Genomic DNA, 22021 nt, shown 5'->3' with positions numbered 1-22021 from the left:
CGGTTTGGCCTGGCGGCCGCCCCGGCTGTCATTCTATTTAGTTCAATGCCTTGTCGTTAGGTTCTTTGAACAGCTGTTTCATGTCGTCCGACAGTTCGAAGTTCATGTTGAGGTTTTTCGGTGGAATCGGCTGCTTGAACCATTTATCAAACCACTTGGCCGCTTCGCCGGAGGTTTGCGCCTGGGCGATGGTGTCATCGACCAGTTTCTTGAACGCAGGATCGTCTTTACGCAGCATGCAGCCGTAGGCTTCTTTCGACTGCGGCGTGCCGATGATTTCCCACTGATCCGGCTTCTTGGCCTTGGCGCGCTCGCCCGCCAGCAGGGCGTCGTCCATCATGAAGGCCACCGCGCGGCCGCTTTCCAGGGTACGGAAGGAGTCGCCATGGTCTTTGGCGCTGATGATGCGCATGTTCATCTTGTCGCTGTCGTTCAGCTTGTTCAGCAGCACTTCGGAGGTGGTGCCGGAGGTGACCACCACCGGTTTGCCGGCCAGGTCTTTAAAATCTTTGATGTCAGAGCCTTTTTTCACCAGCAAGCGGGTGCCGACCACGAAAATGGTGTCGGAGAAGGCGGCCTGTTTCTGGCGCTCGAGGTTATTGGTGGTGGAGCCGCACTCGAAATCATAGGTGCCGTTTTGCAGCAGCGGGATGCGGTTCTGCGAGGTAATCGGCAGCATTTTCACCTGCAGGTTCGGTGCATTCAGCTGTTTCTTAACGGCTTCAACGATTTGGTTGGAGTAGTCCTGAGAGTAGCCCACAACTTTTTGTTGGTTGTCGTAGTAGGAGAACGGCACTGACGATTCGCGGTGGCCGACAACGATCACGCCATTGTCTTTGATTTTCTTCAGCGTACCGGTCAGGTCTTCCGCGTGCGCCACGCTACCTGCCGCACCGAGCAGCAGTAACGATAACGCCAATTTACGCATTTGCATGGTCCAACTCCTTTGCTGTTGTTGTGGCTCTGACTAAAGAGCGTCAGGTTAAATCGACTGTTTATTGCTCAAGTTATAAAGATAGTCTTATGAACTGAACGCTGTTAAAAAATAACCGATTGTGAACACCTTGAAACTAAAATGTTTCATTTTTTGAGACGCCGCGCGCACCAAATCAATGCAACAAAACGTCGGCGCACCCGTGCGGTGCGTTCAATGCACCCAAAATGTGCGCAGGTGCGACAAAGCGTCAGCAAAAGTAAACCGGCGCGCGATGTCGCCATAGATAAAGCAAGGAGTGTGCCAGTCGCGTTGATTTAACGGCGTTTTCTGACTGAGGGGGATTTGACGAGAAAGCGGGGCGCGGCGGGCGCGCCCCGGCGAAGAGGACTATTTGCGGCGCAGGCCCAGCATCAGCGCCCAGCCGCCCAGCAACAGGGTCATCACCCACAGCGGCGTGGCGCCGAAGCGCGCGTAAGGGGTGACGCCGGTGGTCGGCGTGACCTTCACTTCGAGCACCTGGCGGGTGAATTGCGGGATCTCGGCGATCACCTCGCCGTTGGCGTTCACCGCGGCGGTGACGCCGTTATTGGTGCTGCGCAGCAGCGGTCGGCCGAGCTCCAGCGCCCGCATGCGCGCCATCTGGAAATGCTGCCACGGGCCGATGGAGTGGCCGAACCAGGCATCGTTGGAGATGGTCAGCAGGAAATTGGTGTCCGGGCGGAAGTTATCACGCACCTGCTGGCCCAGCACGATTTCGTAGCAGATGGCCGCCGTCAGGTTGTAGCCGCGTACGCTGAGCTGCGGCTGTACGTAGTCGCCGCGGCTGAAACCGGACATCGGCAGATTGAAGAACGGCGCGATAGGGCGCAGCAGTTCACCCAGCGGCACGAATTCGCCGAACGGCACCAGGTGGTGTTTGTTGTAGCGATCTTTGGCCGGGTAGCTGTACGGCGTCGGTTCGCCCAGCACGATGGCGCTGTTGTATTCCTGCACGCCTTGCGGGGTGGCGCGTGCATCGACAATCCCCGTGATCAGGCTGCTGTTCTTCGCCCGCATCAGGTCATCCATCATGGTCAGGAAGCCGTTCTGACGCGGCTCGAAGTCAGGGATGGCGGACTCCGGCCAGATGATGATCGGCGCCTTGCCCATGTAGGGGCGCGTTTCATCCAGATAGGTTTGCAGCGTGCTGAGCAGAATGCTCGGATCCCACTTCATCGACTGGGGAATATTGCCTTGCACCATGGCGACGTTCACCGCTTTCTCCGGCTGCGGGGTAAACCACTGCAGCTGGCGCAGCGGCCACGGCAACAGCAGTAGCGCGATGGCGATCACGGCTGCCGAGAGGCGGCGCTGATTGACGGCGTACACCAGCAGGCCGGCGATGGCCATCAGCACAAAGGTGATGGCGTCGACGCCCAGCAGCGGCGCGATGCCTTTCAGCGGGCCGTTGATCTGGCTGTAGCCGAACTGCAGCCACGGGAAGCCGGTCAGCACCCAGCCGCGCAGGAATTCGGTCACCTGCCACAGCGCCGGCGCGGCGATGGCCAGCCGCCACCAGCGGGTAGCCGGCCACAGGCGCGTCAGCAGCCCGGCGAACAGCCCGGTATACAGTGACAGGTAAGCGGCGAGCAACACCACCAGGAAGACGTTGACGGCGAAGGGCATGCCGCCGAAATCGGCGATGCTGACATACACCCAGTTGATACCGCTGCCGAACAGCCCGAAGCCCCAGACAAAGCCGAGCAGGGCGGACTGTTTGGTGGTGCGATTGAGGGTGACGGCCAGCAGGCCGAACAGGGAGACGATGGCCGCGGGCCAGAAGTCGTAGGGCGAGAACGCCAGCGTCCCGCCGGCACCTGACAACAGCGCCAGCAGGGCGCGAACCCGCTGGCGTTCAAGTAATGAGGCTTTAGCCATGTTGGATTTAATCTTCCAGTTTCGGTGGTGGAGAATCGTCCGGAATTTTTACATGAACCTGGATAATACGTCGACTGTCGGCCATGGCAACTTTAAATAGGTAACCTTCGATTTCAATGGTTTCCCCGCGCGCCGGCAGGTGGCCGAAGGCCTGCATCACCAGACCGCCGATGGTATCGACCTCGTCGTCGCTGAAATGGGTGCCGAAGGCATCGTTGAAGTCTTCGATCGGGGCCAGCGCGCGCACGGTGTACATGTGGCGGCTGAGCTGGCGGATATCCAGATCGTCTTCGTCGTCGTATTCGTCTTCGATCTCGCCGACGATCAGTTCCAGGATATCTTCGATAGTGACCAGGCCGGACACGCCGCCGAATTCGTCAATGACAATCGCCATGTGATAGCGCTGGGAGCGGAACTCTTTCAGCATCCGGTCGACGCGCTTGCTTTCCGGCACCACCACCGCGGTGCGCAGCACCTTGTCGATGCTGAACGGCTCGGAGTCTGCGCGCATGAACGGCAGCAGATCCTTGGCCATTAGGATGCCTTCGATGTGATCTTTGTCTTCGCTGATCACCGGGAAGCGCGAGTGGGCGGAGTCGATAATCACATCCAGGCACTCTTCCAGCGTCTGGTTGCGCTTGAGCGTCACCATCTGGGAGCGAGGGATCATGATGTCGCGCACGCGCTGTTCAGCGATATCCATCACGCCTTCCAGCATGTCGCGGGTATCGGGATCGATCAGGTCGTTTTGTTCGGAATCACGGATCAGTTCGACCAGATCGCCACGGTTTTTGGGTTCGCCGTGGAACAGCTGGTTAAGGATAAGAGTAAAGAACCCCTTCTTGGGACTGGGGCTGTCATTGCTTTGTGAATGGTCGTCGCTCATGGCGTTTTAGTTACTGTCACTCATGTCAGAGTTAAGGGGCGTCAGCGACAGCCCCGCATGGGGGCTGTGGGGTAAACGGCTGACGTCAGACGGGGTCTTTTTCCGCCAGGTACGGATCAGGATAACCCAGTCCGTGCATGATTTCGGTTTCCAAAGACTCCATTTCTTCGGCTTCATCGTCTTCGATGTGGTCATACCCTAGCAGATGAAGACTGCCGTGGACAACCATATGCGCCCAGTGGGCCTCCAGCGCCTTGCCTTGCTCAATCGCTTCCTGCTCAACCACCTGGCGGCAGATGATCAGATCGCCGAGCAGCGGCAGCTCGATGCCCGGCGGGGCTTCGAACGGGAAAGAGAGCACGTTGGTCGGCTTGTCTTTGCCGCGGTAGGTCAGGTTCAGCTCGTGGCTTTCCGCTTCGTCCACCAGACGCACGGTCACCTCGGCCTCTTCCTGAAATTGCGGCAGCACGCCTTCCAGCCAGCGCTGGAAGGTGGCCTCATCCGGCAGGCCGTCGCTGCTTTCACAGGCAATCTGCAGATCCAAAATCACCTGACTCATGGTGTCTCCTGCTCGGAGGCGGCGAGCGCCTCGCGCTTACGTTGTTCGGCAATCGCATCTTTGCGTTTCTGTTCAGCCGCTTCCCAGGCCTCATAGGCGATGACTACGCGAGCTACTACCGGGTGGCGCACCACGTCTTCGCTGTGGAAGAAGTTGAAGCTCAGTTCTTCCACGTCCGACAGCACTTCCACCGCGTGGCGCAGGCCGGATTTCTGGTTGCGCGGCAGGTCGATCTGGGTGACGTCGCCGGTGATGACCGCCTTCGAGTTGAAGCCGATGCGCGTCAGGAACATCTTCATCTGTTCGATGGTGGTGTTCTGGCTCTCATCCAGAATGATAAAGGCGTCGTTCAGCGTGCGGCCGCGCATATAGGCCAGCGGCGCGACTTCGATCACGTTGCGCTCGATGAGCTTCTCCACGCGCTCGAAGCCCAGCATTTCGAACAGGGCGTCGTACAGCGGGCGCAGATAAGGATCGACCTTCTGGCTCAGATCGCCGGGCAGGAAGCCCAGCTTTTCGCCGGCTTCGACCGCAGGACGGGTCAGCAGAATGCGGCGAATTTCCTGGCGTTCCAGCGCATCTACCGCAGCAGCGACCGCCAGGTAGGTTTTGCCGGTGCCCGCCGGGCCGATGCCGAAGGTGATGTCATGATCGAGAATGTTGGCGATGTACTGCGCCTGGTTAGGCGTACGCGGTTTCACCATGCCGCGCTTGGTTTTAATGGTGACCGCCTTGCCGTAATCCGGCACGCTGTCGGCCACCTGTTCCAGCACCCGACTCTCTTTGATAGCCAGGTGGATTTGCTCCGGATCGATATCCGGGATCACGCCGCGAATCGGCGCGGTATCCACGTACAGATGGCGCAGGATATCGGCGGCGGCAACCACGCACAGGTTTTTGCCGACCAGCTTGAAACGGTTGTCGCGGCGATTGATTTCAATGCCCAATCGGCGCTCGAGTTGCTTGATGTTGTCATCAAACGGGCCGCACAGGCTGAGCAAACGCTGGTTGTCTGCGGGCTCTAACAAAATTTCTTGTGTTGCGACGTTCAAACTATTCCTCTAGGTCACATCGGGCCTGGTTGATGTCACATAGCGCGTTCGGGACGCGCGCGTTCAGGGCGAGCCTGAATACTCTCTTTCTTGAATTATTCATGGTGCGCCGCAACGGCGCAAGTTTACCGCTGATCTATCTGTGCGCCATCGGCGGAATTCAAGGGAAGATAAGGAAAAAACGCGGCGGGGCGCAAAGCCCGCCGCGTCATCACAGAACAAGGCCGCCGTGAATCAGTTCTTTTTCACGAACTCGGATTTCAGCTTCATCGGGCCGAAGCCGTCGATTTTGCAGTCGATGTTGTGATCGCCTTCGACCAGACGAATGTTTTTCACCTTGGTGCCGATCTTCAGCATCGAGGAGCTGCCTTTGACCTTCAGGTCTTTGATCACCGTGACCGCATCGCCGTCCGCCAGCAGGTTGCCGTTGGCGTCTTTGACGATCAGCGCGTCCTGATCTTCCGCCGGGGCGCTGTCGCTCCATTCGTGAGCGCACTCAGGGCAGATGAACAGGGCATTGTCCTGGTAGGTGTATTCGGAGTTGCACTTCGGGCAGTGTGGGAGTTGCATGTTATGTCGCCTCTTCAACAATAAAAAAAATAAAAAAGAAAATCACCGGGCGCGGGCGCCCGGCGGAGAAACGGTAAGGAGTAGCGCGAATGGGCGGCGATAAGGCGGCCGCCGCGGCGTCAGGGCTGGTAAATGCCGACGCCCAGCGCGTTTTCTTTGCGGGTACGGGCGATCACCGACTGCGGGGATTCATGTACGCGCAGATCCATCTGCTGCTCGGTGCGCACCACTGCGCCACGCAGGGTGTTGGTCAGCACCTCGGTAATTTCCACGTCGACGAACTGGCCGATCATGTCGCGCGTGCCCTCGAAGTTTACCACACGGTTGCACTCCGTGCGCCCGGCCAGCTCCATCACGCTTTTACGCGAGGTGCCCTCCACCAGAATGCGCTGGACGGTGCCGAGCATGCGGCGGCTGAACTGCAGCGCCTGCTGGTTGATGCGATCCTGCAGAATATACAGCCGCTGTTTTTTCTCTTCTTCGCTGACGTCGTCGACCATGTCCGCCGCCGGGGTGCCCGGGCGCGACGAATAGATGAAGCTGAAGCTGACGTCGAAATTGACGTCGGCAATCAGGTTCATGGTCTGTTCGAAGTCGGCCTGGCTTTCACCCGGGAAACCGACGATGAAATCGGAGCTGAGCTGAATGGCCGGCCGCGCCTTGCGCAGCTTGCGGATAATCGCCTTGTACTCCAGCGCGGTGTGGGCGCGTTTCATCATGGTCAGGATGCGATCCGAACCGCTCTGCACCGGCAGATGCAGGAAGCTGACCAGCTCCGGCGTGTCTTCGTACACCGCGATAATGTCGTCGGTGAATTCGATCGGGTGGCTGGTGGTGAAGCGAATGCGATCGATGCCGTCGATGGCCGCCACCAGGCGCAGCAGTTCGGCGAACGAGCAGATATCGCCGTCATGCGTGGCGCCGCGGTAAGCGTTGACGTTTTGGCCGAGCAGGTTGACCTCGCGCACGCCCTGCGCCGCCAGTTGGGCGATTTCGAACAGCACGTCGTCGCTCGGGCGGCTCACTTCTTCGCCGCGGGTGTAAGGCACCACGCAGAAGGTGCAGTATTTGTTGCAGCCTTCCATGATCGACACGAACGCAGTCGGGCCTTCGGCGCGCGGTTCCGGCAGGCGGTCGAATTTTTCGATCTCCGGGAAGCTGATGTCGACCACCGGGCTGCGGGTGCCCTGAACGTGATTGATCATTTCCGGCAGGCGGTGCAGGGTCTGCGGGCCGAATACCACATCGACGCAGGGCGCGCGGCTGCGGATCAGCTCGCCTTCTTGCGAGGCTACGCAACCGCCGACGCCGATGATGACAGACGGGTTCTTTTCTTTGAGCAAGCGCCAGCGCCCCAGCATGGCGAAAACTTTCTCCTGCGCCTTTTCACGGATCGAGCAGGTGTTCAGCAACAGCACGTCCGCCTCTTCGGCGTTTTCGGTCCACTCGAAACCGTGCGTGCTGTTTAACAGGTCGGCCATTTTCGATGAATCGTATTCATTCATCTGGCAGCCCCAGGTTTTGATATGTAGTTTTTTCGTCATTGACTTGCCATTACTCAGTGCGGAGCGAAAGTTGCGTTACGCGACATGCAGGGCGCGTATTGTAATCATTTGCCGCCGTTGTGACCAGCGCGGGGGAAAATGGCATGCGACCTGAAGCCGGAGCGAAAATCCGGTACACTGCGCAAAACGCCATGCCGGGTGGGATGGCGAGCATTCACACAGAAAACATAGCCAATATGAAGACATCTCAAAATCGGTATGACGCGGTGGTGGTAGGTGGCGGCATGGTCGGCGCGGCGGCGGCCCTGGGGCTGGCGCAGGCGGGCTGGTCGGTGGCGTTGCTGGAACATCAGGCGCCGCAGGCGTTCGAGGCACAAAGCCCGCCGGATCTGCGCATTTCCGCGATCGGCTGCACCTCGGTGGGGTTGCTGAAACAGCTCGGTGCCTGGCAGGCCGTGACGGCGATGCGTACGGCGCCGTATCGCCGGCTGGAGACCTGGGAGTGGGCGTCGTCGCGCGTGGCGTTCGACGCGGTGTCCCTGGGGCTGCCGGAGCTGGGCTTTATGGTGGAAAACCGCATTCTGCAGCTGGCGCTGTGGCAACAGTTCGCGCAGTGCGCCAACCTGACGCTGCTGTGCCCCGCCAGGCTGCAATCGCTGCAGCGGGCGGACAATGCCTGGCAACTGATGCTGGACAGCGGCGAAACGCTGCATACGCGTCTGGTTATCGGCGCCGACGGCGCCCACTCGCAGGTGCGCAAGCTGGCGGCGATCGGCACCAACGGCTGGCAATATCGTCAGGCGTGCATGTTGATCACCGTCGATACCGGCGCGCCGCAGCAGGATGTGACCTGGCAGCGCTTCTTCCCGTCCGGGCCGCGCGCCTTCCTGCCGCTGTACGACAGCTGGGCGTCGCTGGTGTGGTATGACAGCCCGCAGCGCATTCGCCAATTGCAGGCGATGCCGCCGGCGCAGCTGGAGCGCGAAATCGCTACCGCTTTCCCGGCACGACTGGGTCCGGTCAAGGTGCACGCTGCCGGATCGTTCCCGCTGACGCGGCGTCATGCGCAGCGCTACGTGCTGCCGGGGTTGGCGCTGCTGGGGGATGCGGCGCATACCATCAACCCGCTGGCCGGGCAGGGCGTCAATCTGGGGTATCGCGATGTGGATGCCTTACTGAACGTGTTGAGCGAGGCGCGGGATCAGGGAGAGGACTGGAGCTGCGAGGCGGTACTGCTGCGTTATCAGCGTCGCCGCCGTACCGACAATCTGCTGATGCAGAGCGGCATGGATCTGTTTTATACCGCTTTCAGCAATAACCTGGCGCCGCTGAACGTCGCGCGCAATCTGGCGCTGATGGCCGCGCAGCGGGCGGGCAAGCTGAAAGAGCATGCGTTGAAGTACGCGTTGGGATTGTAACCGCCAGGGGCTCAGCTGCGGCTGGGCCCGTTAGGATGGGCTGAACGCCAGACAGCAAAAAGCCCGCCGAAGCGGGCTTTTCTAAATATGGCTGGGGTGCCAGGATTCGAACCTGGGTATGCTGGTATCAGAAACCAGAGCCTTACCGCTTGGCGACACCCCAATTATGGTGGCTACGACGGGATTTGAACCTGTGACCCCATCATTATGAGTGATGTGCTCTAACCAGCTGAGCTACGTAGCCGATGTTACTTTTTACTTCTTTGATTTGCAAGCAGTTTGTTATGGCTGGGGTACCTGGATTCGAACCAGGGAATGCCGGTATCAAAAACCGGTGCCTTACCGCTTGGCGATACCCCACCTGCAAACAAATCTTATGTTGAAACCCCATTCCCGAAAGAATATGGCTGGGGTACCTGGATTCGAACCAGGGAATGCCGGTATCAAAAACCGGTGCCTTACCGCTTGGCGATACCCCATCAACATACTGCGCCGACGATGAAGAGAAATGGTGCGGGAGGCGAGACTTGAACTCGCACACCTTGCGGCGCCAGAACCTAAATCTGGTGCGTCTACCAATTTCGCCACTCCCGCAAAAACAAAAAAGAGATGGTGGCTACGACGGGATTCGAACCTGTGACCCCATCATTATGAGTGATGTGCTCTAACCAGCTGAGCTACGTAGCCCTCTTTTTTTGCTTTGCCTTCATCGGCGTTGCGGGGCGCATTATGCGTATATGACCGATTTGCGTCAACAAGTTTTTTCCCGAAAAAGTGCCCGGAAGCGCCGTTTGTCTGGGTTGTGAACATTATGGCGATAAAATCGGCAATTCAGGCAGTTGGCGGGGGGGAAAGGCAACAAAAAGGCGGGCCAAAAGGCCCGCCCCAAGGGAAAACACCGCGCGATTATTTATAGGCGGCCTGGTGCACGCCGACGGCGCGGCCGGAAGGATCGTCCATCTTCTTGAACGATTCATCCCATTCTATGGCCTTGGCGGACGAACAGGCGACGGACGGGCCGCCCGGCACGCATTCGGCGGCGCTTGGCAACGGGAACAGCTCTTCGAAGATCTCGCGGTACAGGTAGCCTTCTTTTGAGGTCGGCGTGTTGTAAGGGAAGCGGAAACGCGCAGTTTCGAGCTGTTGATCGCTAATTTGCTGCGCAGCGACCTCTTTTAAGGTGTCGATCCAGCTGTAACCGACGCCGTCGGAGAACTGCTCTTTCTGGCGCCAGGCCACGCTGGCGGGCAAATAGGATTCGAAACATTCGCGAACGATGTGTTTTTCCATTTTGCCGTTGCCGCACATTTTATCTTTCGGGTTGATGCGCATCGCCACGTCGAGGAATTTCTTGTCCAGGAACGGCACGCGGGCTTCGACGCCCCAGGCGGACATCGCCTTGTTGGCGCGCGCGCAGTCGAACATATGCAGCGCCAGCAGCTTGCGCACGGTCTCTTCGTGGAATTCGCGCGCGTCCGGCGCCTTATGGAAGTAGAGGTAGCCGCCGAACACTTCGTCCGCACCTTCGCCGGAGAGCACCATTTTGATGCCCATCGCCTTGATTTTTCGCGACATCAGGTACATTGGCGTCGAGGCGCGAATGGTGGTGACGTCATAGGTTTCGATGTGATAAATCACGTCGCGGATGGCGTCCAGGCCTTCCTGAACGGTGAAGTGGATCTCATGGTGCACGGTGCCCAGGTGGTTAGCCACCTCCTGTGCGGCGCGCAGATCCGGCGAGCCTTCCAGGCCAACGGCGAAGGAGTGCAGCTGCGGCCACCAGGCTTCGCTGCGTTCCTGATCTTCCACGCGGCGCGCGGCGTACTTCTTGGTGATCGCCGAGATGACCGAGGAGTCCAGCCCGCCCGACAGCAGCACGCCGTAAGGCACGTCGGACATCAGGTGGCTTTTCACCGACTCTTCCAGCGCGGTGCGCAGGGCGGCGGCGTCGGTCACGTTGTCTTTGACGCTGTCGTAATCGAACCAGTCGCGGCGATAGTATTCGCGGATCTCACCGTCCTGGCTCCACAGGTAGCTGCCGGCCGGGAATTCTTTGATGGTGCGGCACACCGGCACCAGCGCTTTCATTTCCGAGGCGACGTACAGGTTGCCGTACTCGTCGTGGCCCATGTACAGCGGGATGATGCCCAGGTGATCGCGGCCGATCAGATAGGCGTCTTTTTCGGTGTCATACAGGGCGAAGGCGAACATGCCTTGCAGATCGTCGAGGAAATCCGGGCCTTTCTCCTGATACAGCGCCAGGATCACTTCACAGTCGGAACCGGTCTGGAACGCATAGCGGTCGCTCAGCTGTTGGCGCAGCGCCTGGTGGTTGTAAATTTCGCCGTTGACCGCCAGAACGTGGGTGTGCGCAGCGTTGTACAGCGGTTGAGCGCCGTTGTTGACGTCGACGATCGACAGGCGTTCGTGGGCCAAAATGGCTTTGTCGCTGGCATAAACGCCGGACCAATCCGGGCCGCGGTGGCGCATCAGGCGCGACAGCTCCAGCGCTTTCTTACGCAATTCAACGGGATCGGACTTCAGATCGAGCACACCGAAAATAGAACACATACAACTCTCCTAACGGGCTTTTATGACTGTGATGTTGTTTTTTACTGTTATGGGCAGCATTGCCGATTCATCAGCGATAACGCGGTTTTGCTGCGCTGTGGTTATGAAAATGCGCCTAAAGCTGCAGGAGATGCAAGCGTTTTAGCCATACGCTGAGAAATAGTTGTTTGCGTGGCTGCGATTTTTAACGGATTTTCAGTTATTGGCGGGAAAATTTAACGATTATGCAATTTTTAGCGTGATGACGGGATTGCCGGCCGATTTGACCGGCAATCGATTAGCGATTAGGCGATGAGCTGCCACAGGGTGAAGGCGGCGTCCGGCGTCCAGCCGGCGTTGGAAGTGTGCGCCTGGATACAGGTGTATTTCTTGCCTTTATAACTCACCACGTCGCCGGCTTTGTAGCTGTGGTTGTTCTGCCACTCGGGCGCCCCCGGATCGGGCGGCGTGCCGTCGTTGGCGGTTTTAACCGCCAGCGCGCTGCTCGGCAGCGAGGTATTGCCCTGGCTGTCGGTTGCGGTAACGAAGTAGCTGTACTGGGTGGCCGGGGTCAGGCCGCTGTCGGCCAGCGACAGGCCGGCGGTCTGGCCGATCGGGTTGCCGTTGCGGTAGACGGTGTAGCTGGCGATCGGTAAGGCGCCGGTGGCGGCGGCCCAGCTCAGTTTCAGCGAGGTGGCACCCAGCTCGGAGGCCGTCAGCGCCGTCGGCGCATTAGGCTTTCCCGGCGGCGGGGTGACGCCGCCTTGGATCAGTGGCGCATAGCGGGTTTTGAACTCCCAGTTGTAGGCCACGCCGGCTTTGCTCTTGCCGTTGTCCCAGTTGATTGACCAGGTCATCAGGCCTTTGATCGACAGGTTTTTGGCGTCAAGACGCGAGAAAGCGTTATACACCGCCTGTTTGTTGACCACGTAGCCGGTGGCGGCGGCATCGTTATTGCTCGGCAGACCGATGACGAATTTCGCCGCCGGGATCTTTGCATAGCCGCGGGTGCCGGTGACCAGGCTTTCCGTCAGGTAGTAGAGGAAGTCCTCTTTCATGGCGTCGTTATTCTGTGTGATCCAGGCGTTGAGTTCGTCCACCCAAATACCGTCGCCACCCTGGTTATAATATTGCGGCGCGATAAAGTCATAATAGCCTTCGAGGGCGTTGATATAATCCAGGTAGGTGCCGTTGGTGCGTAAATACGGGAATTCCGGCGCCATGCTGATAATAAAGTTTTTCCCCTGCGCGGCGTAATAGTCTTTTACTTTTTTCAATGCCGCAGGCAAGACGGTTTTATTATTGGCGGCGCCGATCGCCGCCTGTTCCAGATCGATATCCAGGCCGTCAAAGCCATAGACTTCCACCAGGCGAATAATCTCATCTTTCAACTTGTCTTCGTCGCCGGTTTTCAGCTCGATATGCGCGTCTGCGCCGCCGAGGGAGATCAGCACCGCGCGGCCCTGGCCGTTCAGCACGCCAACCTGGCGGCGGAACTCGGCGTCGGACAGGTTGTAAGGCTTGAAGGTCGGGATGCCCTGGCCTTTCATAAAGGCGACTGCGACCACATTGTACTCGGCGGGAATGTCGGTCAGGTTCATATTGGCGAACTGGCCTTGCTGATAGCCGTCACTGGCGCCGGCGGCCCAGTTGTGCCAGAAACCCATCAGGATTTTTTTATTGGCGATAGTCGGCATAATGGCCGCGTCATCGGCGGCGGCGTTAATAATATTATTTGTGCTCATGGTAGCCTCATTAACTAGGGTAAGGGTTTTTCGCGTGCCGGCAATATCAGCTATTGGCGGGGCGTAAGGTTATAATGAGGATTTTTAGCGCAGGCAGGCTGAAACCTTTTGCGGTCATGAACGAATTAAATTCAAACTGCGGTCAGGAAGAGGGAAATAATGGCGGCCAGGCGACCGCCATGGCCGCATCAGAAGATAGTGATATCGGCGACGGAAGGGTAGACGTAGCTCGGGCGGAACGGCATGGTTTCGATGTCGCTCAGCGTGGAGACGCCGGACAGCACCAGTACGGTTTCCAGGCCGGCCTGGAAGCCCGCCAGAATGTCGGTGCGCAGGTTGTCGCCGACGATCACCGTCTCCTCCGAGTGCGCCTGCATTTTGTTCAATGCGGCGCGAATGATCCACGGGCTGGGCTTGCCGACGTAAAACGGCTTGCGGCCGGTGATCTTCTCGATGGGGGCGCACAGAGCGCCGCAGGCCGGCGAGAAGCCGTGGCCGTGGCTATCCGGGTTGGTGGCGATAAAGCGCGCGCCGTTACTGACGAAATAGGCGGCCTTGTGCATCATCTCCCAGTTGTAAGAGCGGGTTTCACCAACGATCACGAAATCCGGGTTGATGTCGGTGATGGTGAAACCGGCTTTGTACAGCTCATGGATCAGGGCGCCTTCGCCGACCACGTAGGCCTTTTTGCCTTCCTGGCGGCGCAGAAAATCGGCGGTGGCCATCGCCGAGGTGTAAAACGCGCTCTCCGGCACTTCCAGCCCGGCGGCGGCGAAGCGGTTCGCCAGATCCTGCGCGGTCTGTGACGGGTAGTTAGTCAGCACTACCAGTGGCATGCCTTGTTCCTGGATGCGCGCCAGGAACAGATCGGCGCCGGGCACCGGCGTATTGTCATGCAGCAGCACGCCGTCGATATCGCATATAACGTTTTTGATTTTCATTTGTCGCTGTTTCTCATGATTACGGCAGGCAAGGGGTGACGATAACACACCTGCCAGAAGCGGCGGATCAGCTTTCCAGCAATCGCTGCAAGAGCACGCCGTTGAGCATCGCGCGTTTGGCCAGGGCGAAAGCGCCGATCGCCGAGCGATGATTGAGTTCGGAGGTCACCACCGGCAGATTTTTGCGGAAGTCCTTCAGCACCTGGGTATTGATGCAGCTCTGGATCGCCGGCAGCAGCACCTTGTCCGCTTCGGTGATCTCACCGGCGATCACCACCTTCTGCGGGTTGAACAGGTTGATGGCGATGGCCACCGCCTTGCCCAGGTAGCGGCCGACGTGTTCGATCACTTCGCTGGCCAGCAGATCGCCGCGGTTGGCGGCCTTGCAGATGGCGTTGATGCCGCAGTCTTCCAGGGTCAGTTTGCTCGGGTAGCCCTGGCTCAGCAGCTGGCGCACGCGCTGTTCGATCGCCGCATTGGCGGCTACGGTTTCCAGGCAACCGAAGTTGCCGCAGTGGCAGCGTTCACCCAGCGGATCGATCTGGATATGGCCGATTTCGCCGACGTTGCCGTTATTGCCGAGAAAAATCTGCCCGTTGACGATAATGCCGGCACCGGTGCCGCGGTGCAGGCGCACCAGAATCGAGTCTTCGCAGTCGCGGGTGGCGCCGAAGTAATGCTCCGCCAGCGCCAGGCTGCGGATGTCGTGGCCGACGAAGCTGGTGACGTTGAAGCGCTGCTGCAGGTTGTCGACCAGCGCCCAGTTGCTGACGCTGATGTGCGGCATGTAGCGCACCACGCCCAGCGCCGGATCCACCAGGCCGGGTAGGATCACCGCGATGGCGATCAGTTCGCGCAGACGGCGCTGGTTTGCTTCGATGAATTGGGCGATGGCGGCGAACAGCGCATTCTCCAGCGTTTCCTGGGTGCGTTCCGGCAGCGGATAGTGTTCTTCGCTGAGCGATTTACCGCTCATGTCATACAGGGTGATGGTGGCGTCGTGGCGGCCGAGGCGCACCGCGACGGTATGAAAATGACGGGTTTCCGACACGATGGAGATCGCGCGGCGGCCGCCGGTGGAGGCTTGCTGATCGACTTCTTTGATCAGCCCGCGCTCCAGCAGCTGGCGAGTAATTTTGGTGACGCTGGCGGGAGCAAGCTGGCTGAGTTCGGCAATTTGAATGCGCGAGATCGGGCCCTGCTGGTCGATCAGGCGGTAAACTGCCGCGCCGTTAAGCTGTTTGACTAAGTCAACGTTCCCTATTTGTGCTTGTCCGCCAGTGCTCATCAATAATGTTACTCGCTGTTCATTGAATTAAACCTCGTTACCGTTAACGAGCGTTTTGGTGATCTTGAAATCACGGGTGAAGGCGGTCAGGTTAGCTACCTTGCCGGCTTCGATGGTGCCCAGACGCTGCTCGACGCCGATGGCGCGCGCCGGGTACAGCGTCGCCATGCGCAGCGCTTCGTCCAGCGCGATGCCGATATGCTCGACGCTGTTTTGCACCGCTTCGATCATGGTCAGCGCGGAACCGCTCAGGGTACCGTTCTCATCCACGCACAGCCCATCCCGATAGTATATTGTTTTACCGGCGAAAATAAATTGGTCTATATCTGCACCTGCCGGTGCGGTTGCGTCGGTGACCAAGACCAATTTATCACCTTTCAGGCGTTTGGCGTTACGGATACTCGCCCAGGCCACGTGATGGCCGTCGGCGATGATGCCGGTATAGACCTCCGGCGTATCGAAGATCGCCCCCATCAGCCCCGGTTCGCGGCCGGTGATATACGGCATGGCGTTGTACAGGTGGGTGGCGAAGCTGATGCCGGCGGCGAAGCCGGTGCGCGCCTGATCGTAGGTGGCGTTCGAGTGGCCGGCGGAGACCACGATGCCGGCCTCGGTCAGCTGCCGGATAACGTGCGGCTCAACCATTTCCGGCGCCAGCGTCACCTTGGTGATCACGTCGGCGTTGGCGCACAGGTAATCGATCATGTCCTGCGTTGGCTTGCGAATGAACGCCGGGTTATGGGTGCCTTTTTTCACCGGGCTAAGGTACGGCCCTTCCAGGTGCAGGCCCAGCGCCTGGTTTTGGTGCTTTTTCAGATAGGCGCGCATCACGTCGACGCTGTGCTTCATGAATTCGTCGCTGCTGGTGATCAGCGTCGGCAGATAGCTGGTGCAGCCGGATTTCTCGTTGGCGCGCTGCATGATCTCCAGCGTTTCTTCCGAAATCGCTTCCAGCGAATCGTTGAACTGGACGCCGCCGCAGCCGTTCAGCTGCACGTCGATAAGCCCGGGGGCCAGGATGGCGCCACCCAGGTCGCGCGTTTCGATGCCGGCGGGCAATTCAGCCGCCGGGCAGACTCTCTCGATCAGCCCATCAGCGATAATGACTGCATGGTCATCAAGTACGTCGTGGCCGGTATAGATTCGGCCGTGGGTTAAAGCGAACATCGTAGCCCCCTGCAAAGATTAAAGACTTTTCACGCTTTCCGCTTCTAACTCGCGGAAATATTTGACGGTTTTGACTTTCAGCTCCATGGTGGCCGGTTCGTCGCACACCACCACCGCTTTGGCGTGCAGCTGCAGGCAGCTGATGGTCCACATGTGGTTGATGTTGCCTTCCACTGCGGCTTCCAGCGCCTGCGCCTTGGCATGGCCGGTCACCAGGATCATCACTTCTTCGGCATCCAGCAGCGTGCCCACGCCGACGGTCAACGCATATTTCGGCACCAGGCTGACGTCGCCGCCGAAGAAGCGTGAGTTGGCGATGCGGGTGTCTTCGGTCAGCGTTTTGATGCGGGTGCGCGAAGCCAGGGACGAAGCCGGCTCGTTGAACGCGATATGGCCGTCGATACCCACGCCGCCCATGAACAGGTTAATTTTGCCGTAAGACTTGATCTTCTCTTCGTACTGGCGGCACTCGGCGTCGACATCCGCGGCGTTGCCGTTCAGCAGGTTGATATTTTCACGAGGGATATCAACGTGGTCAAAGAAGTTGCGGTACATGAAGGTGTGGTAGCTTTCCGGGTGTTCCTGCGGCAGGCCAACGTACTCGTCCATGTTGAAAGTCACAACATGCTTAAAGCTTACTTCACCTGCTTTGTGCATCGCAATCAGATGTTTGTAGGCTTCCAGCGGCGTGCCGCCGGTAGGCAGGCCGAGGACAAACGGGCGCTCTGCGGTTGGCTTGAATGCGTTGATGCGTTGAACGATATGACGCGCGGCCCATTTGCCGACTTGTGCGGTATCTTTCAGTGGGATAAGTCTCATCTAACACCTCTTGGGATAAGTAAACTAAAGCTATACTGTACGGGCCTGCGGGAGTCTTAAGCGTAACCCAGCTTGATGATTCTCGCGTGAATCGTCCGTCTGGTTGATTTTTTGAATGATAAAATAAGTTTTGTGTGATGGCCAGCAATCTGGGAGGTAAAGACTACTTTTTGGTGATATTTATCACAAAAAGGGAGGTTTTAATTTGCGATACAAAATAAATTTTTTACACTCGGCATGAGTGATACGTGCCAAGCATTGTTTCTAAAAAGGTAGTGAGAGATCCAAATAAACTACTAATAGGGTCCGTCCGCGGACAACATAGGGGGAAAAGGTGAACATTCTTAGTTATTTGCAAAAGGTGGGACGGGCGCTGATGGTGCCGGTGGCCACGCTGCCTGCCGCCGCCATCTTGATGGGCGTCGGGTACTGGATTGACCCTGTTGGTTGGGGCGGCGACAACGCGCTTGCCGCATTATTTATCAAATCCGGTTCAGCCATTATCGATCATATGGCCGTGCTGTTCGCCATCGGTGTGGCCTACGGCATGTCCAAAGACAAGGACGGCTCTGCCGCACTGACCGGCTTCGTCGGTTTCCTGGTGCTGACCACCCTCTGTTCACCGGCCGCCGTGTCGATGATTCAGAAGATCCCCCTCGACCAGGTGCCTGCCGCGTTCGGCAAAATTGAAAACCAGTTCGTCGGTATTCTGGTGGGTATCATCTCCGCCGAAGTGTACAACCGCTTCAGCGGCGTCGAGCTGCCTAAGGCGCTGTCGTTCTTCAGCGGCCGCCGTCTGGTGCCGATCCTCATTTCCTTCCTGATGATCCTGGTCGCCTACATCCTGATGTATGTCTGGCCAGTGGTGTTCGGCGCTCTGGTGAGCTTCGGCGAACACATCCAGAAATTGGGCTCCGCCGGCGCGGGCATCTATGCCTTCTTCAACCGTCTGCTGATCCCGGTCGGCCTGCACCACGCGCTGAACTCGGTGTTCTGGTTCGACGTGGCCGGCATCAACGATATCCCTAACTTCCTTGGCGGCCAGCAGTCGATCGAAGCCGGTAAAGCGGTCGTCGGCATCACGGGCCGTTATCAGGCGGGCTTCTTCCCGATCATGATGTTTGGTCTGCCGGGCGCAGCGCTGGCTATCTATCACTGCGCGCGCCCTGAGAATAAGGCGAAAGTGCTGGGGATCATGATGGCGGGGGCATTCGCTGCCTTCTTTACCGGCATCACCGAACCGCTGGAATTCTCCTTCATGTTTGTGGCGCCGGTGCTGTATGTGCTTCACGCGATCTTGACCGGGATTTCCGTCTTCATCGCCGCCAGCATGCACTGGATTGCCGGTTTCGGCTTCAGCGCCGGTTTGGTGGATATGGTGCTGTCGTCGCGCAACCCGTTGGCGACCCACTGGTACATGCTGATCCCGCAAGGTCTGGTGTTCTTCGTTATCTACTATGTGGTGTTCCGCTTCACCATCAATAAGTTCAACCTGATGACCCCGGGCCGCGAGCTGGCGGTTGCCGGTGACGAAACCGACGGTTATGACGTCAACGTCAACAGCAACGCCGGTAAAGACGAGAACGAAACTACCACGCTGGCCCGTCGCTACGTCGGCGCGATCGGCGGTTCCGACAACCTGACCGGCATCGACGCCTGCATCACCCGCCTGCGTTTGAACGTGAAGGACTCTGCGCTGGTGAACGACGCATTGGCGAAACGCCTCGGCGCATCGGGCGTTATCCGCCTGAACAAGCAGAGCGTGCAAGTGATCGTCGGCACCCGTGCTGAACTTATCGCCAGCGCAATGCGCAACGTGATTGCGGCCGGCCCGGTGGCGGCTGCGGCAGCCTCGGCAGCGGCCCCTGCTGCGGAAGCCAAACCGCAGGCGGTACCGAACGCGCCGAAAGTCGCGTTTGAAACGCTGGTGGCGCCGGTGACCGGCGAAGTCGTGGCGCTCGATCAGGTGCCGGACGAAGCTTTCGCCAGCAAGGCGGTAGGCGACGGCCTGGCGATTCGCCCGACCGACAACATCGTCGTGGCGCCGGCGGACGGCACCGTGGTGAAAATCTTCAATACCAACCACGCGTTCTGCCTGGAAACCGATAAGGGCGCCGAGGTCGTGGTACATATGGGGATCGACACCGTCGCACTGGAAGGCCAGGGCTTCAAACGCCTGGTGGAAGAGGGCGCGGAAGTGAAAGCCGGTCAACCGATTCTGGAACTGGATCTGGATTATCTGAACGCCAACGCGCGTTCGATGATAAGCCCGGTGGTGGTCAGCAACGCTGACGACTACGCCGGCCTGGCGGCGCTGGCCAGCGGCTCGGTGGTCGCCGGTCAGACCAAGCTGTACGAGATCCAAAAGTAAGGCCGTTTTTACCTGAGTAGTACCGGGGGCTGGCCACGCATCATGGCGGAGTTTGCCCCGACTTGGCGGGAAGAGAGCGATCTCTTCCCGCTTTTTTTATTCCGTTTCGCCCCACGGCGGTGCGCTGCGCGCCGATGGTGCAACGCGCCGCATTTTTCGTGAAACAAACGGTTGTTTCCAGACGTGGCTTGTTGGATCATAGGCGGTTATGTGTAGCGCTTTGCATTGAGGAACAGTGAAATGAGTGAGGCTGAAGCCCGCCCAACCAATTTTATCCGTCAGATCGTCGATGAAGATCTGGCGTCGGGGAAACACACGTCGGTACATACCCGCTTCCCGCCGGAGCCTAACGGCTATCTGCATATCGGCCACGCCAAGTCCATCTGCCTGAACTTCGGCATCGCCAAGGACTATCAGGGCCAGTGCAACCTGCGTTTCGATGACACCAACCCGGTGAAAGAAGACATCGAGTTCGTGGAGTCAATCAAGCACGACGTGGAGTGGCTGGGCTTTGAGTGGAGCGGCAACGTTCGTTACTCCTCAGACTATTTCGATCAGCTGCACCAGTATGCGGTTGAGCTGATCACCAAGGGCCTGGCCTACGTCGATGAGCTGTCGCCGGAGCAGATCCGTGAATATCGCGGCACCCTGACCGCGCCGGGCAAAGACAGCCCGTACCGCGATCGCAGCGTGGAAGAGAACCTGGCGCTGTTCGAGAAGATGCGCAACGGCGAGTTCGCCGAAGGTGCCGCCTGCCTGCGCGCCAAGATCGATATGGCTTCGCCGTTTATCGTGATGCGCGATCCGGTGCTGTACCGCATCAAGTTCGCCGAACACCACCAGACCGGCAACAAATGGTGCATCTACCCGATGTACGATTTCACCCACTGCATTTCCGATGCGCTGGAAGGGATCACCCATTCGCTGTGTACCCTGGAATTCCAGGATAACCGCCGTCTGTATGACTGGGTGCTGGATAACATCACCATTCCTTGCCACCCGCGTCAGTACGAGTTTTCGCGCCTCAACCTCGAATATGCCATCATGTCGAAGCGCAAGCTGCACCAGCTGGTGGCCGAGAAGATCGTCGAGGGCTGGGACGATCCGCGTATGCCAACCGTCTCCGGTCTGCGCCGTCGCGGTTATACCGCCGCCTCGATTCGCGAGTTCTGCCTGCGCATCGGCGTGACCAAGCAGGACAACAACGTCGAGATGGTCGCGCTGGAATCCTGCATTCGCGACGATCTGAACGAGAACGCCCCGCGCGCCATGGCGGTGCTGGATCCGGTGAAAATCGTCATCGAGAACATGGGCGATGCGGTGGAAATGGTCACCATGCCTAACCACCCGAACAAGCCGGAAATGGGCAGCCGCGATGTGCCGTTCAGCCGCGAGATCTATATCGATCGCGCCGACTTCCGCGAAGAAGCCAACAAGCAGTACAAGCGTCTGGTGCTGGGCAAAGAAGTGCGTCTGCGCAATGCCTACGTGATCAAGGCCGAGCGCGTCGAGAAGGACGAAGCGGGCGAGATCACCACCATCTTCTGCAGCTACGATGCGGAAACGCTGAGCAAAGATCCTGCCGACGGCCGCAAGGTGAAGGGCGTGATCCACTGGGTGTCTGGGGCGCACGCGCTGCCGGCGGAAATTCGCCTGTACGATCGCCTGTTCAGCGTGCCTAACCCGGGCGCGGCGGAGGACTTCCTCTCCACCATCAACCCGGAATCGCTGGTGATCAAGCACGGCTTCGTTGAGCCGAGCCTGGCGGCCGCACAGCCGGAGAAAGCCTACCAGTTCGAGCGCGAAGGCTACTTCTGCGCCGACAATCGTTATTCGTCGGCCGAGCATCTGGTGTTTAACCGCACCGTCGGCCTGCGTGACACCTGGGCGAAAATCGAAGGCTAATCTTATTCGCCTCGAAAATTAATGAATCAGCGCGGCTTTAAGCCGCGCTTTTTTTATGCCTGCGCTCGGCTCACGATCTATTCCTCTCTCATTTTCTCCGGGATGCGTTTAATTAATGGCGACGCATTAACCCATTAGTTTTCTTATATTGGTTTTATTAGTCTTCATTTTTTCTTATATATTCGTGATGCGAATTAATTTCATTTGGAGAGCGCTCTCAATTTTTATCGTCTGACTGACGAATTTAGTCAGGCTGAAACCATTAATCGTCTCTGGTTGACCTTGTATCTCAATTTATTCTGATTTAATTGAATTTTTTATTCGACACTCTCCATGATTACCGACGTAACAAAATCTCACTGATATGTGCTCCTTGTCATACTTTGACAAA

The 22021-nt window shown here is 58.5% G+C and carries 16 protein-coding genes and 6 tRNA genes; 3 read left to right on the top strand and 19 right to left on the bottom strand.

Annotated features, from left to right (window positions below; all coding sequences use genetic code 11):
- Positions 1 to 37: 37 nt before the first annotated feature.
- The 7 genes from FHU12_RS15620 to miaB all read right to left on the bottom strand — a co-directional run bounded on the left by FHU12_RS15620 (position 38) and on the right by miaB (position 7465).
- Positions 38 to 934: an amino acid ABC transporter substrate-binding protein gene (locus FHU12_RS15620; protein ID WP_141970413.1), complete on the bottom strand. Its 897-nt coding sequence runs from the start codon at positions 932 to 934 to the stop codon at positions 38 to 40.
- Between the two features lie 390 nt (positions 935 to 1324).
- Positions 1325 to 2854: an apolipoprotein N-acyltransferase gene (gene lnt / locus FHU12_RS15615; RefSeq protein ID WP_141970411.1), complete on the bottom strand. Its 1530-nt coding sequence runs from the start codon at positions 2852 to 2854 to the stop codon at positions 1325 to 1327.
- A gap of 7 nt (positions 2855 to 2861) precedes the next feature.
- Complete coding sequence (gene corC / locus FHU12_RS15610) at positions 2862 to 3740, bottom strand: CNNM family magnesium/cobalt transport protein CorC (RefSeq protein WP_025301851.1); 879 nt, start codon at positions 3738 to 3740, stop codon at positions 2862 to 2864.
- 85 nt (positions 3741 to 3825) lie between these two features.
- Positions 3826 to 4299, bottom strand: coding sequence for an rRNA maturation RNase YbeY (ybeY, locus tag FHU12_RS15605; RefSeq protein WP_004939970.1), 474 nt, complete (start codon positions 4297 to 4299; stop codon positions 3826 to 3828).
- On the bottom strand, positions 4296 to 5351 hold the full coding sequence (locus FHU12_RS15600) for a PhoH family protein (protein ID WP_004939969.1): 1056 nt from the start codon (positions 5349 to 5351) through the stop codon (positions 4296 to 4298). The genes ybeY and FHU12_RS15600 overlap by 4 nt, the downstream gene beginning before the upstream one ends.
- Before the next feature lie 234 nt (positions 5352 to 5585).
- The gene (locus FHU12_RS15595; protein WP_004939967.1) at positions 5586 to 5921 is read right to left on the bottom strand and encodes a zinc ribbon domain-containing protein YjdM; all 336 of its coding nucleotides are present in this window, start codon (positions 5919 to 5921) and stop codon (positions 5586 to 5588) included.
- Between the two features lie 119 nt (positions 5922 to 6040).
- Positions 6041 to 7465 (bottom strand): tRNA (N6-isopentenyl adenosine(37)-C2)-methylthiotransferase MiaB, encoded by a 1425-nt coding sequence (gene miaB, locus FHU12_RS15590; protein ID WP_141970409.1) that lies wholly within the window; start codon positions 7463 to 7465, stop codon positions 6041 to 6043.
- A 197-nt stretch (positions 7466 to 7662) separates the two neighbouring features.
- On the opposite strand from miaB, the gene ubiF reads away from it, so the two are divergent.
- Positions 7663 to 8844: a 3-demethoxyubiquinol 3-hydroxylase gene (gene ubiF / locus FHU12_RS15585; protein WP_141970406.1), complete on the top strand. Its 1182-nt coding sequence runs from the start codon at positions 7663 to 7665 to the stop codon at positions 8842 to 8844.
- A gap of 88 nt (positions 8845 to 8932) precedes the next feature.
- Here ubiF and FHU12_RS15580 read toward each other — a convergent pair.
- From FHU12_RS15580 to nagB, 12 genes are all read right to left on the bottom strand, one after another.
- Positions 8933 to 9007 (bottom strand) — tRNA-Gln (locus FHU12_RS15580).
- A 4-nt stretch (positions 9008 to 9011) separates the two neighbouring features.
- Positions 9012 to 9088: transfer RNA gene (locus FHU12_RS15575), tRNA-Met, on the bottom strand.
- A gap of 41 nt (positions 9089 to 9129) precedes the next feature.
- A tRNA-Gln gene (locus FHU12_RS15570) sits at positions 9130 to 9204 on the bottom strand.
- 44 nt (positions 9205 to 9248) lie between these two features.
- A tRNA-Gln gene (locus FHU12_RS15565) sits at positions 9249 to 9323 on the bottom strand.
- A gap of 30 nt (positions 9324 to 9353) precedes the next feature.
- A tRNA-Leu gene (locus FHU12_RS15560) sits at positions 9354 to 9438 on the bottom strand.
- Positions 9439 to 9454: 16 nt separating this feature from the next.
- A tRNA-Met gene (locus FHU12_RS15555) sits at positions 9455 to 9531 on the bottom strand.
- 219 nt (positions 9532 to 9750) lie between these two features.
- Positions 9751 to 11415, bottom strand: a complete 1665-nt coding sequence (gene asnB, locus FHU12_RS15550; RefSeq protein WP_102984136.1) for an asparagine synthase B — start codon at positions 11413 to 11415, stop codon at positions 9751 to 9753.
- 284 nt (positions 11416 to 11699) lie between these two features.
- Positions 11700 to 13139, bottom strand: coding sequence for a chitinase ChiC (chiC, locus tag FHU12_RS15545; protein WP_141970404.1), 1440 nt, complete (start codon positions 13137 to 13139; stop codon positions 11700 to 11702).
- A 188-nt stretch (positions 13140 to 13327) separates the two neighbouring features.
- The gene (locus FHU12_RS15540; protein ID WP_141970402.1) at positions 13328 to 14080 is read right to left on the bottom strand and encodes an HAD-IIA family hydrolase; all 753 of its coding nucleotides are present in this window, start codon (positions 14078 to 14080) and stop codon (positions 13328 to 13330) included.
- A gap of 67 nt (positions 14081 to 14147) precedes the next feature.
- Positions 14148 to 15368, bottom strand: coding sequence for a DNA-binding transcriptional regulator NagC (gene nagC / locus FHU12_RS15535; RefSeq protein ID WP_004939956.1), 1221 nt, complete (start codon positions 15366 to 15368; stop codon positions 14148 to 14150).
- 27 nt (positions 15369 to 15395) lie between these two features.
- Entirely contained in the window at positions 15396 to 16535 is a 1140-nt protein-coding gene (gene nagA / locus FHU12_RS15530) for an N-acetylglucosamine-6-phosphate deacetylase (protein WP_141970400.1), read from the bottom strand.
- A gap of 18 nt (positions 16536 to 16553) precedes the next feature.
- Positions 16554 to 17354 carry a glucosamine-6-phosphate deaminase gene (gene nagB / locus FHU12_RS15525; protein ID WP_004939952.1) on the bottom strand — a complete coding sequence of 267 codons (801 nt, stop codon included), beginning with the start codon at positions 17352 to 17354 and terminating at the stop codon, positions 16554 to 16556.
- A 334-nt stretch (positions 17355 to 17688) separates the two neighbouring features.
- Between nagB and nagE the strand changes: the two genes are divergently transcribed.
- Together nagE and glnS are read left to right on the top strand one after the other, a co-directional pair.
- Positions 17689 to 19725 (top strand): N-acetylglucosamine-specific PTS transporter subunit IIBC, encoded by a 2037-nt coding sequence (gene nagE / locus FHU12_RS15520; protein WP_141970398.1) that lies wholly within the window; start codon positions 17689 to 17691, stop codon positions 19723 to 19725.
- A gap of 240 nt (positions 19726 to 19965) precedes the next feature.
- The gene (gene glnS / locus FHU12_RS15515) at positions 19966 to 21630 is read left to right on the top strand and encodes a glutamine--tRNA ligase (protein WP_141970396.1); all 1665 of its coding nucleotides are present in this window, start codon (positions 19966 to 19968) and stop codon (positions 21628 to 21630) included.
- Positions 21631 to 22021 lie beyond the last annotated feature (391 nt).

Origin of the sequence: Serratia marcescens (assembly GCF_006715005.1) — a bacterium.
In the GTDB taxonomy this organism is placed as follows: domain Bacteria; phylum Pseudomonadota; class Gammaproteobacteria; order Enterobacterales; family Enterobacteriaceae; genus Serratia; species Serratia montpellierensis.
Note: the sequence above shows the minus strand (reverse complement) of the source record. Positions and strands in the feature narration are given on the sequence as shown.